Annotated in this window: 10 protein-coding genes; 3 read left to right on the plus strand and 7 right to left on the minus strand. The window is 63.5% G+C overall.

Going from position 1 to position 15,963, the window contains the following annotated elements; all coding sequences use genetic code 11:
* Window positions 1-81: 81 nt before the first annotated feature.
* Together GJ668_RS14590 and GJ668_RS14595 are read right to left on the minus strand one after the other, a co-directional pair.
* The gene (locus tag GJ668_RS14590; RefSeq protein WP_155450871.1) at window positions 82-945 is read right to left on the minus strand and encodes a universal stress protein; all 864 of its coding nucleotides are present in this window, start codon (window positions 943-945) and stop codon (window positions 82-84) included.
* Between the two features lie 13 nt (window positions 946-958).
* Window positions 959-2,440 carry a SulP family inorganic anion transporter gene (locus tag GJ668_RS14595; RefSeq protein WP_155450872.1) on the minus strand — a complete coding sequence of 494 codons (1,482 nt, stop codon included), beginning with the start codon at window positions 2,438-2,440 and terminating at the stop codon, window positions 959-961.
* Between the two features lie 479 nt (window positions 2,441-2,919).
* Between GJ668_RS14595 and GJ668_RS14605 the strand changes: the two genes are divergently transcribed.
* Genes GJ668_RS14605 through GJ668_RS14615 form a run of 3 tightly spaced genes read left to right on the plus strand, consistent with a single transcriptional unit; the run spans window position 2,920 to window position 7,186 of the window.
* The gene (locus GJ668_RS14605; protein ID WP_155450873.1) at window positions 2,920-3,573 is read left to right on the plus strand and encodes an ABC transporter ATP-binding protein; all 654 of its coding nucleotides are present in this window, start codon (window positions 2,920-2,922) and stop codon (window positions 3,571-3,573) included.
* Entirely contained in the window at window positions 3,570-6,083 is a 2,514-nt protein-coding gene (locus tag GJ668_RS14610; RefSeq protein ID WP_186343124.1) for an FtsX-like permease family protein, read from the plus strand. Before GJ668_RS14605 ends, GJ668_RS14610 begins: the two co-directional genes overlap by 4 nt.
* Window positions 6,083-7,186 carry a lipocalin-like domain-containing protein gene (locus GJ668_RS14615; RefSeq protein ID WP_155450874.1) on the plus strand — a complete coding sequence of 368 codons (1,104 nt, stop codon included), beginning with the start codon at window positions 6,083-6,085 and terminating at the stop codon, window positions 7,184-7,186. The genes GJ668_RS14610 and GJ668_RS14615 overlap by 1 nt, the downstream gene beginning before the upstream one ends.
* A gap of 45 nt (window positions 7,187-7,231) precedes the next feature.
* Here GJ668_RS14615 and GJ668_RS14620 read toward each other — a convergent pair whose 3' ends face one another.
* The 5 genes from GJ668_RS14620 to GJ668_RS14645 form a co-directional block, all read right to left on the minus strand.
* Window positions 7,232-8,314 (minus strand): ParB/RepB/Spo0J family partition protein, encoded by a 1,083-nt coding sequence (locus GJ668_RS14620; RefSeq protein ID WP_155450875.1) that lies wholly within the window; start codon window positions 8,312-8,314, stop codon window positions 7,232-7,234.
* Between the two features lie 10 nt (window positions 8,315-8,324).
* Window positions 8,325-9,329 (minus strand): AAA family ATPase, encoded by a 1,005-nt coding sequence (locus tag GJ668_RS14625; RefSeq protein WP_222930798.1) that lies wholly within the window; start codon window positions 9,327-9,329, stop codon window positions 8,325-8,327.
* A gap of 710 nt (window positions 9,330-10,039) precedes the next feature.
* The gene (locus GJ668_RS14635) at window positions 10,040-11,662 is read right to left on the minus strand and encodes an arylsulfatase (RefSeq protein ID WP_155450877.1); all 1,623 of its coding nucleotides are present in this window, start codon (window positions 11,660-11,662) and stop codon (window positions 10,040-10,042) included.
* A 75-nt stretch (window positions 11,663-11,737) separates the two neighbouring features.
* The gene (locus GJ668_RS14640; protein ID WP_155450878.1) at window positions 11,738-14,152 is read right to left on the minus strand and encodes a tetratricopeptide repeat protein; all 2,415 of its coding nucleotides are present in this window, start codon (window positions 14,150-14,152) and stop codon (window positions 11,738-11,740) included.
* 79 nt (window positions 14,153-14,231) lie between these two features.
* A complete protein-coding gene (locus tag GJ668_RS14645; RefSeq protein ID WP_155450879.1) occupies window positions 14,232-15,542 on the minus strand; it encodes a haloacid dehalogenase-like hydrolase in 1,311 nt (436 codons plus the stop codon).
* Window positions 15,543-15,963: the final 421 nt, after the last annotated feature.

Genomic DNA, 15,963 nt, shown 5'->3' on the forward strand with positions numbered 1-15,963 from the left:
CCCTGCGGGTCGGCGATGCGCATCTCCACCCTGCCGCTGGCTTTTGATTCTGGTCAAGACACGGCTGCGATGGAAACCCGCTCAGCGCAGCAGCAGTGTTGGAACACGCGCCGAACGCAGCAGATCAGAGGTCTTGCTGCCGAAGAGCAGGGTGCGAATCGGCGAATGGCTGTAGGCGCCCATGATGAGCAGATCGATCTCCTGCTCACGCACAGCTGTGGCAATGAGGCGCTCTGCATCGCCTGGAATCAGGGCCGCTGAGGCCTCGAAACCGGCGGCCTCCAGCGTGGTTCTGGCCCACTCCAACTGTTTGGCACCGTCTTTGGTGGCCTTGCCCGACATCAGCAGATGCACAGGCAGTCCCTGAAACAAAGGACTTTTGGCCACCAGTTCGACGCCACGCTTGGCCATGCCGCCGCCATCGAAGGCGATCAGCACCCGGCGCGGCTCCTGGAACTGCTCGGTGACGGCCAGGATCGGTTTCTTGAGCGCGCGCACCACGCGCTCGACATTGCGCCCGAGGTCGCGCTGGGTCGCTTCGGCGGACTCGCCGCGACGTCCGAGTACAAACAGCCGCACGCTGGCCTGCTGCCCGACTAGCGTGTCCTGTAGATCTCCGTGGCGCTGACGCACGTCGGGCGCGACCGCGCCGGCTGCAATGGCCCGTTCGCGCAGCCCATTGAGAAAGAGCCGACCCTGTTCGCGCGCGGCCTTGCTACGCGCGGCATCCTCTGCGGCTAATTCGGTCAACAGCGCCTGCTGGGCGTTGAAGCCAATGGCGCCACTATGATCCTTGCCGCTGCCAACCTCGGGATGGCGATCGAGGATATGCAGCAACTCCATCGGGGCCGACAGACGTCGTGCAGCCCAAGCCGCCGCTTCGGTCACGGTGTCGGCAAAGTGCGAGCGATCGACACAGGCCAGGATCTTGTCTTCGTCATGCATGGTCTGTCTCCTCTCAATGGTCCATCAGGCGTTCGACGGCGTCGGGCTTGTCGTGCACCGCGAATTTGTCGATCAGGGTGGCACTGGCCGCATCGAGACCAATGACCTCGACTTCGGTGCCTTCGCGGCGGAATTTGATGACCACCTTGTCGAGCGCGCTCACAGCCGTGATATCCCAAAAATGGGCGCGGCTGACGTCGATGCGCACCCGCTCGATGACTTCCTTGAAATCGAACGCGGCGACGAAGCGGTCAGCCGAGGCGAAGAACACCTGACCGGTGACAAGATAAGCACGGGTGCGTCCAGCGTCGAGTGATACCGAACCGACATAAAGCACCTGCCCGACCTTGTTGGCGAAGAAGAAGCCCGAGAGCAGCACGCCGACCAGCACCCCTTGCGCCAGATCATGGGTGGCGACCACCACCACGACGGTCGAGAGCATCACGACGTTAGCCGCCAGCGGATGTTCGCGCAGGTTACGGATTGAGGCCCAGTTGAAGGTACCGATCGAGACCATGATCATTACGGCGACCAGCGCCGCCATCGGGATCTGTGCCACCCACTCACCGGCAAAGACCACCATCAGTAGCAGACACACGCCCGCCGTCAGCGTCGACAGCCGCCCGCGTCCACCCGATTTCACGTTGATGACCGACTGACCGATCATGGCGCAGCCAGCCATGCCGCCGAGAAAGCCCGTGGCAACATTAGCCACGCCCTGACCGACGCACTCGCGGTTCTTGTTGCTGCTGGAGTCGGTGAGATCATCGACGATGGTGGCTGTCATCAATGATTCAAGCAGGCCGACCACCGCCAGCGTGGCCGAGACCGGGAAGACGATCTGAAGCGTTTCGAGGTTGAGCGGGATATCCGGCAGCAGGAACACCGGCAAACTGTCGGGCAACTGGCCCATGTCGCCCACGGTGCGCACATCGAGTCCCAGATACAGCGTGACCCCAGTGAGCACCAGGATGGTCACCAGCGGCGAGGGAACGAGTTTGGTCAGATAAGGGAACAAGTAAATGATCGCCAGCCCGGCGGCGACCAGCGCATAGACCTGCCAGGTCGCGTTTGCTCCCGTCAGCTCCGGGAGCTGGGCCATGAAGATCAGAATTGCCAGGGCATTGACGAAACCGGTGACCACCGAGCGTGAGACGAAGCGCATCAGCGTTCCGAGCCGCAGCGCCCCGGCCAACATTTGGAGCACGCCGGTCAGCACTGTGGCCGCGAGCAGATACTGTAGGCCATGATCCTTGACCAGGGTCACCATCACCAGCGCCATGGCGCCAGTGGCCGCCGAGATCATGCCCGGACGCCCGCCAACGAAAGCGGTGACCGTGGCGATACAGAACGAGGCATAGAGTCCGACCTTGGGGTCGACGCCGGCGATGATTGAAAAGGCGATCGCCTCGGGGATCAATGCGAGCGCGACCACCAGGCCCGCTAGCAGATCGTTACGGACGTTGGAGAACCAGTCCTGGCGGATGGAGTTCATGCGGGATGGATTCCTTCGCGGATGAAGCCGAACGAATCGGCGAGGGAGTAAAACGCGAAGGCCAAGTGCCTGAGCGGCGTGCGGTTCGAGCAGAGAACCCGATAGAGTCGGTGAACAGCGCGGACATCAGGGGCGCGGCATCGCATCGATGGTTAGACGAAGCATTCAGAGAACGCTAGGCGAGCCGGAATGTCTACACTGGCGGATGACTCCTAAACGTCGGATGGAGTGACAAATAAGGGCCGGCAGGATAACGAACGGGTGACTCAATGGCAACCGTGACCGGAAGATCCATGGTCATGGCGGGCCAGCTCAACGCCGGAATCGACTCATGCGTGCGTTTATTCGGGGGGCACGACGTAAGATCAACGCATCAGGACTGACGGAGCCTGGTGATCTTGTTGTCGCGCCGCACTGACACAACCCTAGGTAGATATCGTGGCCCAACCTCTTCTAGCTGTATCGGTTCTCCACACTCCATGCTCGAAATCTCAAACCTGTACCGCCAGTTCAATAACCGCCCGGTCCTTAAGGCCATCTCACTGCGCCTGGAGCCAGGCGAGTATGTCGCCATCACCGGCGAGTCTGGAGTCGGCAAGTCCACGCTGTTGAATGTGATCGCCGGTTTGAATCGGCCTGATCGCGGCCGCCTCGCACTCGATGGCGAGGACTACGCCGCGCTCGGCGAGGAGGCATTGACGCGACTGCGTCGGGACAAGCTTGGCTTCGTCTTTCAGGCCTTCCATATCCTGCCGCATCTCACACTGCGTCAGAACGTAACCTTGCCGCTCTGGCTCAAGGGACAGGGCGGACCGTGGGCGGATCGTCAGGCCGAATGCCTGCTCGACGCCGTGGGCTTGGCCGACCGCGCCGAGAGCTGGCCGCGTGAGCTGTCCGGGGGGGAGATGCAGCGCGTCGCCATTGCCCGCGCCCTGGTGCACAGTCCACGCCTGGTTCTGGCAGACGAGCCTACGGGCAACCTGGATCCCACGAATGCAGCCCGTGTGCTGAGGTTGCTAGGCGAGCGTATCCGGACGGCCGGATCCATGGGGATCCTGGTCACCCACTCGCCGGACGCCGCCAGAAGCGCCGACCGCGTATTACAACTCACGCCCGAGGGTCTGCGCGGGTGAGGCTCGCTCCCGTCTTTCTCGGTTCGCTGGTGCGGCGTCGCGCGGCGACACTGTTGTCCTTCGCCGCCATCGTGCTGGGGGTCGCACTGGGGATGGCGGTACAGGCGGTCAATCAGGCCGCGCTTGCTGAGTTTGGGCGCGGTCTGCGCACCCTGTCGGGAGTCGCTGACCTCCAAGTCGTCGGGCCGCGCGGCGGCTTCGACGAGGCACTCTACGCACGGCTGGCGGCACGCCCCGAAGTCGCGCAGGCCAGTCCCGTGCTGGAGGTATGGACCGAGCGTATCGGCAGTACGGATACGCTCCACGTGCTTGGCCTTGATCTGTTCGCGCTCGGTGCCGTCACACCCGCGCTCTGGCCACAGCCTGCGAAACTTGACGGTCAATCCGAGCGTGAGGCCCGCTTCGCGGCACTTGCCGAAAACAATCTCTTTCTCAGTGCCGCTGCTCAGACCGTTCTCGCCGTCCAGCCTGGCGACCGGCTGCGCGTCTATGCCGGTACCCAGCCGCTCGAGCTACGGGTGGCCGGTGATCTGCCCGGGGCTGCCGAGGATCCCCAGCTCGCTGTCATGGACATCGCGGCGGTTCAGAAACACTTTGCACGGATCGGGCAGTTGACGCGCATCGATCTGAGACTGGTCGACGGCCTCGACGCCCAGACGGCCCGTGCCACGCTGGCGCCATTACTGCCAGCGGGCGTGTGGCTTGAGGCCCCGCAAACCGCTGAGGGCCAGGCGGCGAATCTCTCGCGCGCTTACCGGGTCAATCTTACCCTGCTGGCGGCTATGGCACTGGTCACCGGCGCCTTCCTGGTCTTTTCGGCGCAAGCACTGTCGGTCGTGCGACGGCATACCGAGTTAGCGTTCCTGCGTGCGATCGGGCTGGCCCGCCATCAGCTCTTTTTCTGGCTTTTGGCGGAAGGGGCGCTTGTGGGGCTCTTGGGTTCCGTGGTCGGTGTAGTGCTCGGCCATGGCCTCGCCTTCGGTCTGCTCAAGCTCCTCGGCGGCGACCTGGGGGCCGGATTCTTCGCCGGCTTGTCGCCAACGCTGAAATTCGACCTCTGGGCCAGCGGGATTTATGTGCTACTCGGCGTCGGGGCCGGAGTGGCCGGAGCCTGGCTCCCGGCGCGTGAAGCGGCCAGCGTCGCGCCGGCACAGGCGCTCAAGGCGAGCGACGATTCGGCCCTGTCCCAGCGGCGCGGGTACCCAGGGCTTGGACTCATCCTGATAGTCGCGAGTGCGCCGCTCTGTGTCCTGCCGCCGATCCTGGGGCTGCCGATCGGGGGCTATCTGGCCATCTTCGGCCTGCTGACCGGGAGTGTCCTGTGGCTGCCGATGCTCGCGTCGGGACTCGCGCGGGTCGTGCCGCTGCGGGGACCGGTACCGGTGCGGCTCGCCGCCGCCCGGTTGCGGGCGGCCCCGGGGATGAGTGCGGTTGCCGCCACGGGCGTCCTCGCCAGTGTGGCCCTGGTGGCGGCCATGGCGATCATGGTCAGCTCCCTGCGCGACTCGGTCGATGTCTGGCTCGGCCAGATCCTTCCCGCTGACCTCTATCTGCGCGCCGGCCGCGCCCAGAGCGGCGGTGTCCTGAGCGAAGCGCTTCAGGTGCAGCTCACCGACGTGTCCGGTGTGGCCCGCGTCCAGTTCACTCGCCATGACAGCCTGCGACTGGCGCCCGGTCAACCCCCGGTCGCCCTGTTGGCGCGACCCGTTTCGTCCGATGGACGCGAACTCCCCTTAGTCGGCTCAGCCCGAGCGGTGGCTGAGGGTGAGACGGCGGTCTGGATCTCCGAGGCCCTGTACGACCTCCGGGGTTGGCGTCCAGGGGATCATGTCCGGCTGCCGCTGGCCGGATCCGAGGTGCAGGTCCGGGTGGCTGGTATCTGGCGCGATTACGCGCGCCAGACCGGCAGTCTCATGCTGGATCTCGCCGACTACCGGCGCCTGACTGGTGATCGCTCGGCGCAGGATGCCGCTATCTGGCTTGCGCCTGGTGCCGACGCGCTCGGCGTGGCCGAGGCGCTAAAAGCGGCGGGCGGCTCGGGCGCACTGGAGGTCACCGTCCCCGGCGAAATTCGCGCCCGCAGTCTGCGGATCTTCGACCGCACCTTCGCCGTGACCTACGTTCTGGAAGCTGCCGCCGTCATCATCGGCCTGGCGGGTGTGGCGGCCAGCTTTGCCGCACTCGCGGCGGCGCGGCGCCGGGAGTTCGGTCTGCTACGCCACCTGGGGCTGACGCGCGGCCAGATCGGTAGCCTGCTCGCCCTCGAAGGCAGCCTGGCCGCCGGTATCGGAATATTTGGCGGACTGACAGTTGGCGGCGCCATTGCCTGGATTTTGATCGAGGTCGTGAATCGTCAAAGCTTTCACTGGAGCATGGATCTGCACGTTCCCTGGGTATCGCTGCTCGTGTTTGCAGGTACGCTCGCAACCTTGGCCAGCCTGGCTGCGGTACTCGCGGGCCGGCAGGCGATGCGCGAGGATGCCGTGCTGGCCGTGCGTGAGGATTGGTGATGAATCGACGCGCTTGCTTGCTCGCCCTTGCCGGCTTGCCCCTGACCCAGATCCTGGCGGCGACCGCGCCGACGACTGGATCCGCCATCCCGGAGGCCGCGTTTGACGCCGTACTCCCCGGACGCGTCCTCCGCTTTCCGGACGATGAGGGGGCCCACCCAGGGTTTCGGACTGAATGGTGGTATGTAACCGGTTGGCTCACCGAGCCGGACGGCGATCCGTTCGGCTTTCAAACCACCTTCTTCCGCGTGCGCACCGGAATCGGCGAGGACAACCTGAGCGCCTTCGCTCCACGCCAGTTGCTGCTAGCCCATGCGGCCATCGCCGATCCTCGATTGGGTCGCTTGCGTCATGATCAGCGTGCCGCCCGCACGGGCTTCGAGCGCGCCGGATATGCTAAGGATCGGGCGCACGTCTGGCTCGATGACTGGTCATTCGAGCAGATAGATGACCGCTATGTCACCCGAGTGAACGCGGAGGACTTCGCCTATGATCTCAGGCTCGCCTTCACCGGAACGCCCATGCTCAACGGCGACCAGGGGTTCAGCCGCAAGGCGCCCGACCCACACCACGCCAGCTACTATTACAGCCGACCACAGTTGCAGGTCGACGGTCATGTGACGCTTGACGGCCGCCGACAGGCAGTGAGCGGGCGCGCTTGGATGGACCATGAATGGTCGAGCGCCTACAGTCCCGACGGCGCCGACGGTTGGGATTGGGTTGGCCTGAACCTGGACGACGGCGGTGCCATTATGGCTTTTCGGATGCGTCAGCCCGATGGCACGGCACTCTGGGCAAGTGCCACCCGGCGCTTCCCTGATGGCCGTATCCAGTCGCTCGCACCAGAGCAGGTCGAATTGTCCCCGCTTCGGCGCTGGCGATCGCCGCGTACCGGGATCGAGTATCCAGTCGAATGGCATCTGCGTATCGGCGATCGTGGCTACAACCTCCACCCGTTGATGGACGACCAGGAACTCGACAGCCGTCGCTCAACGGGAACCATTTATTGGGAGGGCGCCGTGCGTGTTTTTGAGACCGGACGCGAGATCGGACGCGGCTATCTGGAAATGACCGGGTATGCAGACAGGATTCAGGTAGATTGACTGTGGCAATTGCCACAGTCGATCCCGACACACCCACCAAATCCGTCACGGCTCGAAATATTCATCGACCGTTTGGCGCAATGCTGTGTAGATTTCCTCCTTCGTAGCGCCGGATGCATGCGGCAGATCGACCGTGATCCCACGCGAGGTCCGTTTGACCCGAAGTGCCAGCTTACCCGTTGCTTCAGCTTTGATCGTTGTGAGCACCTGGCTGCGAGGCGCTTCGCGTTTCTTTGCCAGTGCCGCGCTTAACAGCTGCTCGAAGGTCTGTGCGCCGGTTTCTGGAACCTGTGGATGACCCAGGGTACGCGATCGACTGATCGAGTGTGCGCAGTCGAGCAGGCGTTCCGCCGCCTGACTAGACTCCGCCTCGGAAAAGAACCGGGCCAGCTTGCGCCAATGATGGACCCGGATGTCCAGAATCGAGGGGTAGGCAGCCACGATGTCCGGCGGCATCTCGGTCAGGTCCAGGAGTCGGCTCAGATGCGAGCGATCCATTTGGATGGCATGAGCCATCCGCGAGATGTTGCCGGCATAGAGCTGATCGAGTGCCCAGCGATATTCGCGCGCACGTTCATAGTCTGAGATGTCTTGCTGGCCTCTGTTCTCGGCATCGGATAACTCAAAGGCTGCCAGGGTATCGAGGTCATCCCTGACCACAGCGAGAAAAAGAAAGGGTTCGCCAGCCGCATTGGTTTCCCCATGTGCCTGCAGCCAGGAGACTGTCCAGTGGCGGCGTGCCCCGGAGATGATCTCGAAGTCGTGGGCTTGACCATCCGGTCCCAGGCGTGCCTCGGCGCGTAGTGTGCGCACGATAGCTGGGCGTTGCTGACGACCAACGCTGCGGAAGCCCGCGATCAGATCAGCACAGCGCACCTCGTCGAGTAACTCATAGACCCGATTGTGATGCACCCAAGGTCGACATCGCGCGGGATCGAGCAGAATGTGGCGCTCGATCGCCGTCTTGCGGATTACGGCCTCCGGTTGTCCGGGCGCGCGTGGGTTGGTGATGCCCGACAGATTGGCACTGAATGGACCCGAACGCTCGGGCAGAGTCGTGGCTTCATTGCGCTCCTCCCGCTGGACACGATCAGCGACACCTGAGAACAGACTGCGATTCTTCGACATGACGGATCTCCTACATCAAGCCGATCTTGCGCAGTGCTTCATGATGGCTCGGCCAGGAGCGACGGATAAGGATCTCGATTTCACGATTGATCCCGTTGAGATAAGCGAGGCAGCGGCGTTTGACCTCACGCGAAGTAAGTGCCACAGGTTGTTCGTAGACGGTCTCGAAGCGCGCTGAGGCATTGTCGATCTCGGCGGAATCCTTGACTGGTGTGCTCAATAAATAGTCCCCGAAGACCTGGCGCATCATCTCGACGATGGCTGTTTGGGTTGATTTGCGTTCGTCGAATTTCGACAGTGCCACGCGCACGAACTTATAGTGGGGTTCGAGTCCCTGGCCGCGCAGCGTGCTCAGCGTATCTATGACCATGCCCAGGAAGTGCGCGGTCGAGGCAAAGTCGATGTTGGCGGGTGGAACGGGGATGACCAGTGCATTGGCAGCTACCAGCGCACTGATCGATACCAGACCCAATGCCGGCGGCGGATCCAGGATGATCAAATCATAGTCGCCTGCCACGCCGTCTATTCCCGCCCGCAGCGTCTCCAGCAGTTCCAGATTACCTGAGACTTGAGCTGCCAGTTCATATTCCGTGCCGTAGAAGTGCAGGGCGCTTGGAATCAGATCGATCCCAGGCCAGTAGGTCGAGCGGATCGCATAGTGCAAGCTGTGTTGCTGTCCCAGTAAATAGGGGGCGATCGTGTCTTTTTGGGCGATTTGCAGGTCGGGATTGAAGCCAAAGACCGTGGTCGTGCTGGCCTGGCTATCAAGATCGACGACCAGTACCCGATAGCCCAAGATGGCGAAATACTGCGCGCAATGGCAGGCTAGTGACGACTTACCGACCCCTCCCTTGAAATTCGAAAAGCTCAGAATCACGGGTTCATCGCTGGCGGCACGCCATGGACGCGTTCCAAAATGATCGCGCATGCGATTGATGGCCTCTAGGCTATAGCCTCCACGTCGACCACTATCTAAACGCTCTGGCGCTGGCAGCTTACCCTCGGCTTCGGCCAAGCGGATCGATTGCTGACTGCGACCGACCAGTTCAGCGGTCTCCGAAATCGACCAGAGGCGCCGGAGCGTCTTTACGCCATCAGGGGCAAAGACATCGTCACGGAGCGCGGCCAGGACATCATCCGCACGCTGACGCAAAAAAGCGATGGACTCTAAGCCGGATGGCTTTTCATTTTTGAAAATCATGCTACAAAAAACACTTTTGTCAAAGTGAGTTTAGTATAAACATAAAATTCGCTAATCAGCTCGGCGGCTACTCATTTCGGCCAAGTCCTCGCTGAGCTGCCACACCACGAAGTCGGTGACATCGGAGCGACGCTCCCCGACCCCGAGCGTTGGTCGAGCTTAGCGGGAGAGCGAGCGACCACCACTCAAAACGCCTCCTCCCGAACCAGCACTTCATGGATGGCATCGGCCAAGGCACGATAGCCCTCTCGGTTAAAGTGAATCGGATCGGATTTGTAGGCCGGTTGGCGCAGCCCTTTTAAGGGGGTACGCGCTAACCTTATGTGGACCGCTACCCTGGCTCTGAATGGCTTGATCGGGGCAGGCGTGCCTCAGGACTGGTCAACGCACATGCTGAGGCATGAGATCACGGCGCTGCACGGCTTGGATCACGCACAGACCGTTCCCTTGTTGCAAGAGAGCTGGATGATCCCCAACCCGACTGCCGGACTCCATGCCGGCAGTCAAGCCTGCGGGGATTGGTTTTACCAGACCTGGCCGGGGTTGTTCTCAAGCTGCCGCATCACCGCCTCCGTGGCCTTCTGCAGGCTCAGCGACTCGGCCCGTTGGCGCGGCGGCCATTCCTTCAGGCTCTTCATGTGCTCGGCGATGATCCCTTGTGCCGGGACCAGGGTCCACATCTTCTGGGCTAAGAACTTGCGGCCCATATAGCCCCATTCGTGGGACAGGGGGTCGAAGCGCTCCATGGGGTCCATGCGCAGGTTGAACAGATAGGGCGCCGAGGGATAAACGATGGGGTCCCACCACAACCCGTTTTCCTTGACCCCGAACAGCATCTTCCAATCGCCCACGCGCGCGCCGGTGAGGGTCGCCTCGTCGTAATAGAAGTACTCCTTGCGGGCGGATTTGTCCGTCTTGCCGGTCCACAGATCGAGGTTGTCGTAGCCGTCCAGGTGGACCTTGTAGGTCATGTCGCCCATCTGTGCGCCCTCAAGCAGCTTGTCCTTGAGGTCCGGCTCGCCGGCGGCCGCGGCCAGGGTGACGAAGAGGTCTTCATGGCTCTGGATGGCGTTGGAGACGCTGCCGGAAGGGATCTTGTCGGGCCAGCGGACCAGCATCGGCACCCGCACGCCGCCTTCCCAGGTCGTGCCCTTCTCGCCGCGGAAGGGCGAATAGCCGCCGTCCGGCCAAAACATCAGCTCGTAGCCGTTATCGGTCGAGTAGACCACGATGGTGTTGTCGGCAACTCCCAGGTCGTCGAGCTTCTTCAGCAACTGGCCAATTTCTTCGTCGTGCTGGATCATGCCTGCGCGGTAAACATCGTCCTCGGGGCGCCCCTCGTCGACGGCCTTCTGCATGTACTCCGTCGGTACATGGGTCCAGATGTGCATCCGGGTGGGGTTGAACCAGACGAAGAAGGGCTTGTCTTCCTTGACGCTGCTCTCGATGAAGGTCTCGGCCGCCTTCAGGAACTCGCTGTCTACGGTCTTCATGCGCTCGCGGGTGAGCGCACCGGTGTCCTCACAGCGCTGCTTGCCCATGGGGCCGAACTTGGGGTCATCGGTGGGGTCGTCGGTGTCCGTCGCCCAGCAATGCAGGACGCCACGCGGGCCGAACTTCTTTGTGAACTCGGGATTCTTCACCCCTGGGTAGTCGAGCTGCTCTGGTTCCTCCTCGGCGTTGAGGTGATAGAGGTTGCCGTAGAACTCGTCGAAACCGTGCACGGTCGGCAGGAACTCGTTGCGGTCACCGAGGTGGTTCTTACCGAACTGCCCGGTCGCATAGCCAAGCGGCTTCAGCACCTCGGCCAGTGTCGGGTCTTCCTTCTGCAGGCCCAGTTTTGAGCCGGGGATGCCGATGGTCGTCAGACCGGTGCGCACCGGCAATTGCCCGGTGATGAACGCGGCCCGTCCGGCGGTACAGCTTGGGTGCGCGTAGTGGTCGGTAAACAGCATGCCCTCTTTGGCGATGCGGTCGATGTTGGGCGTCTGGCCCATCATGCCGTGGGTATAGGCACCGACATTCCACATGCCGATATCGTCACCGAAGATGACGAGGATATTGGGCTTTTCGGCGGCCGCCATGGCGCCGGGCATCCAGGCCGACACTGCAATCAGCGGAACGAGCTTGAGCAAGGTCTTTTTCATCATGTCTCCCAGTCCAAAGTTACGAGCAAGTGATTCGGGAGCCACCGTGGGAATTGGCGGCGCCCGCAAAAAACGCTAGTCGGCAGCGCCCTTGAGCTGGGTCAGCAGCGTGCTGACCTGCCCGGACGGATCCGGGAAGTGGGCTAGGTAGCGCTCCGCCCAGGTGATAGCAGCGTTCCGGTCGCCGGCCTTGACGTTGAGACTCACCAGCGCGAGCGCGATCTCGGCGTCGTTGGGGTGGCGGTCGGTGGCGGCCGTGAGGGTGGCGATGGCCGCACGCGGGTCGCCGTTCGCCTCCTGCGCCAGAGCATGGACATAGGCGTAGCGGGGCTGCTCCGGGGCCTGCGCGGCGGCGCGGCCGAGCAGTTCCACTGCGGCGGGCAGGTGCTTGGTGCGGATCTCCAGGAGACCCAGTGCGTGCAGCAGATCGGCGTCGTCCGGGGCCTGATTGAGTCCCTGTTCAAGCACCCTGCGACCGTCGTCGTCACGCCCGAGCGCGCGGTACAGGTCGGCGAGGTTGGCGTAAGCGGGCGTGAAGTCGGCCTCCAGCGCTAGCGCCTGGCGATAGTCGCGCTCCGCGGCATCGGAGTCGCCCAGCAGGCTGTCGAGCACGCCGAGGTTGAGCCAGTCCTCCGGGCGCTCGGCGCTGGTGAGCTGGGCCTCGCGGTACTCGGCGAGCGCCGGTGCGAGGGCCTTGCGCAACGGAGATTCACGGCCGGGGATGTTGGCCTCCAAGCGGGCGTAAGCGGCCATTGCGCGGGCCGTGTCGATGCGCACCAGGCGCGTCGGGTCGTCCAGCAGCTCAAGCCCGATGCTGAGCGCGTTCTGCGGCGGCAGGCGCTCCAGGGCGCGGGCGACGGCAGCGCGTAGCAGCGGGGAATCGGACTTGGCGAGACCTTCCAACAGGGCTGGATCGATGGGGTCGGGCTGCTGGGCAAGCAGGTCCAGGGCCGTCGCCCGGGCGATCGCGGGCGCCTCTGTATCCGCCGCCAGCTTGGCGAGCTTTGCGGCGGCGTCCGGCGCGCCGCTGCGGCCGGCGTGCAGCGCGGTGGCGAAGTGCGCCGGGCGCTTGGGTGTGCCGTACCAGGTCTGCACCTGCGCCGCCGCCTGCGCCGGGGTCAGCTCGGTATGGCAGCCGGTGCAGGCGTCGGGCGTGCCCAGGGCTGCGGAGAGGTCTGGGCGCGGGATGCGTAGGCTGTGGTCGGCGCGCGCGTCGATGACCATGTAGTTGCGCTCGGGCATGTGGCAGTCGACGCAGGCGGTGCCGCTGCCCTTGGCGCCGGCGCTATCGGTCATCGGATGATGATGGTGCTCGGCGCTGTCGTAGCGGGTCGGCGCATGGCAGCGGGCACAGACGGCGTTACCGGGCGCGCGCAGTTGCAGGGAATGCGGGTCGTGGCAGTCGTTGCAGGTGACGCCCTGGTGGAACATGCGGCTCTGGATGAAGGAGCCGTGCACGAAAACCTCGTCCTGGATCTGCCCGTCGGCGTAATACAGGCCCTCTCCCAGCAAGGCCAGCCGATGGGTGTCCTCCAGCGGCGCATCCGGCGTGTAGGGGACGTGGAGCTGGCCGCGGCGGGCGTGGCAACGGGCGCAGGTGTTGACCTCAGCATGACTGCTGCGGGACGGCTCGCGGTGCGGCAGGCCGGTCTTCGGGTTCTGCACCCAGGTGGGGTTGTCGCGGTCGACGAGGTCCGGCGTCAGGCCCTTGTGAGCGTCCCAGGCCTCGGCATCGCCCGCCGCTGCGGCCTCGGCCTGCTTTGCGTGCGCGGCGCCGGGGCCGTGGCAGGCCTCGCAGGCGACGTCGATCTCGGCCCAGGTGGTGGTGTAGGCGTCCGTGCTGAGGTCGTAGCCCTTGTGCAGGCCGGTGGAGTGGCACTCGGCGCACTGGTAGTTCCAGGTCTGGTCGCGGTTGGTCCAGTGCAGCGGGTTATCTGGGCCGTAGTCCGCCTCGTCCGGGTAGAGGTGGAACCAGCGCTGGCCGCCCTGGTCCGCCGGGCGTGAATCCCAGGCGATGCCGAGCGCTTGCAGCCGCCCGCCCGGAAAGCGGATCAAGTATTGCTGCAAGGGCGTCCAGCCGAAGGTGTAGGCGATGGAATAACTCGCGGGCTTGCCGTCCGGGCCGTCGGTATCGACCCGGAAGGCGTCGCCATCACGGTAGAAGCGCGTGGTGACGCCGTGGGCGGTGAATTTGGCGTCGTCGAAATCGCCGAGGACGTTATCCGGCGTCGCCTCGGCCATCGCCAGATCGTGGTGGGAGCCGCGCCAGGCCGTGAATTCGGCGGCGTGGCAGGTGCCGCAGCGTGCGCTGCCGATATAGCCGTTGGCGGCGGCCTCATCGGCCGCGAGTGCCGGCACAGCGGGCAGCAACAGCAGAGCGAGGGTCGCCGCGATGAGGTACGAAACAACCGGGGCCATGCCCCGGGCGTCAGACAAGATCGGCAACTCGGAGGTGGCAGTGTGCCGGCCGGCGGACAGGGGATCGGGCATGAGTTTTCCTCGCAGGGTTCAAAATCAGGCCGCAAAGCTTAACCCGGTTCGGGACTGGCCGCCGCCGGCCCGCTGAGTTCTATTTTTCCTCAAACGCAAAAATCCGATTCCAGTCGGTCTTCATGCTGATCACGATCCAGCCCTGCTTCTGCGCCTGGTCATACAGCGCCTGGGTGAAGGTGCCGACCTTGGTGTCGGGCAGCCCCTGCGCCGGTCCGTAAGCGTACTCGCGCTTGGCGTCGTCGTGGAGCAGAATCATCGACAACCTCGCGCCGTCACCGGCCTTGGTGTATTCCAGCATCTGACGGTCACCGGTGGAGTTTCCGAAGGCCGCATGGGGCCGGCGCCCGATCATCAGGTGTATGCCCTCGGGCTTGCCGGCATTGTTGTCGTTCAGGAGCAGTTTCGGCTCCTTGGTGAGAAACGGCTGGCCGTCCTTGCCATAGCCGTATTTGGTCTCTCCGGCGCTGCCGACCACCTGCTCCGGTGGAATCCCGTAAGCGGACTCGGAATACACCCGAACGAAGTCCTGGCCGCCGCCGGTGACGATGTAGGTCTTGTACCCGTTGGCGCGGAAGTACTCCAGGAGTTCCTGCATCGGCAGGTAAGTGAGGTCGGTGTAGGGCCGGTTCCAGCGCGCGTTCTTGGCGGTTGCGAGCCACTTCTCCGCCTCAGCCTTAAACTCGTCGACACTCATACCGGTCAGCGTGGCGGCGAGGATCTTGAAAAGGTCGTCCATGGGGAGCTTGGCGATGGCCTCCCGGTCGCCAGACAGCACGGTCTTGAAGGGCTCCACCGTCGCCAGCTCCGGTTTCGCTTTGACCACTGCCGGAACCTGCTCCAGGCAGTAGACGACCTGGCTGTACATGGGGTGCTCGACCCAAAGCGTACCGTCCTGGTCGAAGGTCGCGATGCGCTCTGCCGGTGGCACGAACGTCGGGCTTCCCGGCGTCGTGGTCTCCTTCACGAAGGCCATGATCGCCTGCTTCGCCGGCCCGTCGTTCCAAGCGGACAGCGGATCATCGGCGGCATGCCCCTGTACCTGCGCCTGCTCTGGTGATTTTTCCAGGGCTGAGACAGTCGTCGCGCCCGTCGTGACCGTCAGTTTCTGACCGGGCTTGATCAGGTCCGAGGTGAGGTTATTCATCGCCTTCAGGGTGTCCAACGGAACCTCGAAGCGTTCGCCGATCACCATCAGCTCGTCACCCTCGACCACCTCATAGATGGCGGTAACGCTATCGTATTCGCCCTTGGCGTGCTGCTGAGATCCCTGGTCGGCAGCCTGGACGCTGCCGACGGCGAGACAGGCCGTTAGGGCCAGGATCGAGCCGGCGGTTTTGAGCCCTGCCATCAGGGACGATTTCGGGGGCGTTCCTTTGTTGTATCGCATAAGCACTTTTCTCCACGTTACAGAAGTGGCATCAGAATTCCGCGTCCAAGTGTGGGAGTAGGGTACAGATTTGGAGACGTAGGGAACTGAAATTACAGCGGGCTCTTCATTGCGGCTTGTGATCGCGGCGTCGATGGCTTCCAGCCACGCGGTGTCCCGAAACAGGTTGATCAGACAAGCGACTGGCTCTTTCCCAGTGCACTAAAATATCCGACGAACGGGTCAGTCGCATTTTTCCTGATGATCCCACTGCAACGGCAAGGAGACTATCGGACGAAGGGGCAATGGGGTTTGCCCGAAAGGGCAACAGTGCATCGGGGATCTGTTTGTGGATTAGGGGTGTAGGGCTCGAACAGTTTCAATATGAGTTGCGCATTTTTGCGCAGTTATTTATATTTCAACCATGTCACGCAAACTGGTC

The organism is Allochromatium palmeri, from assembly GCF_009720725.1.
GTDB classification, from domain to species: Bacteria; Pseudomonadota; Gammaproteobacteria; order Chromatiales; family Chromatiaceae; genus Thermochromatium; species Thermochromatium palmeri.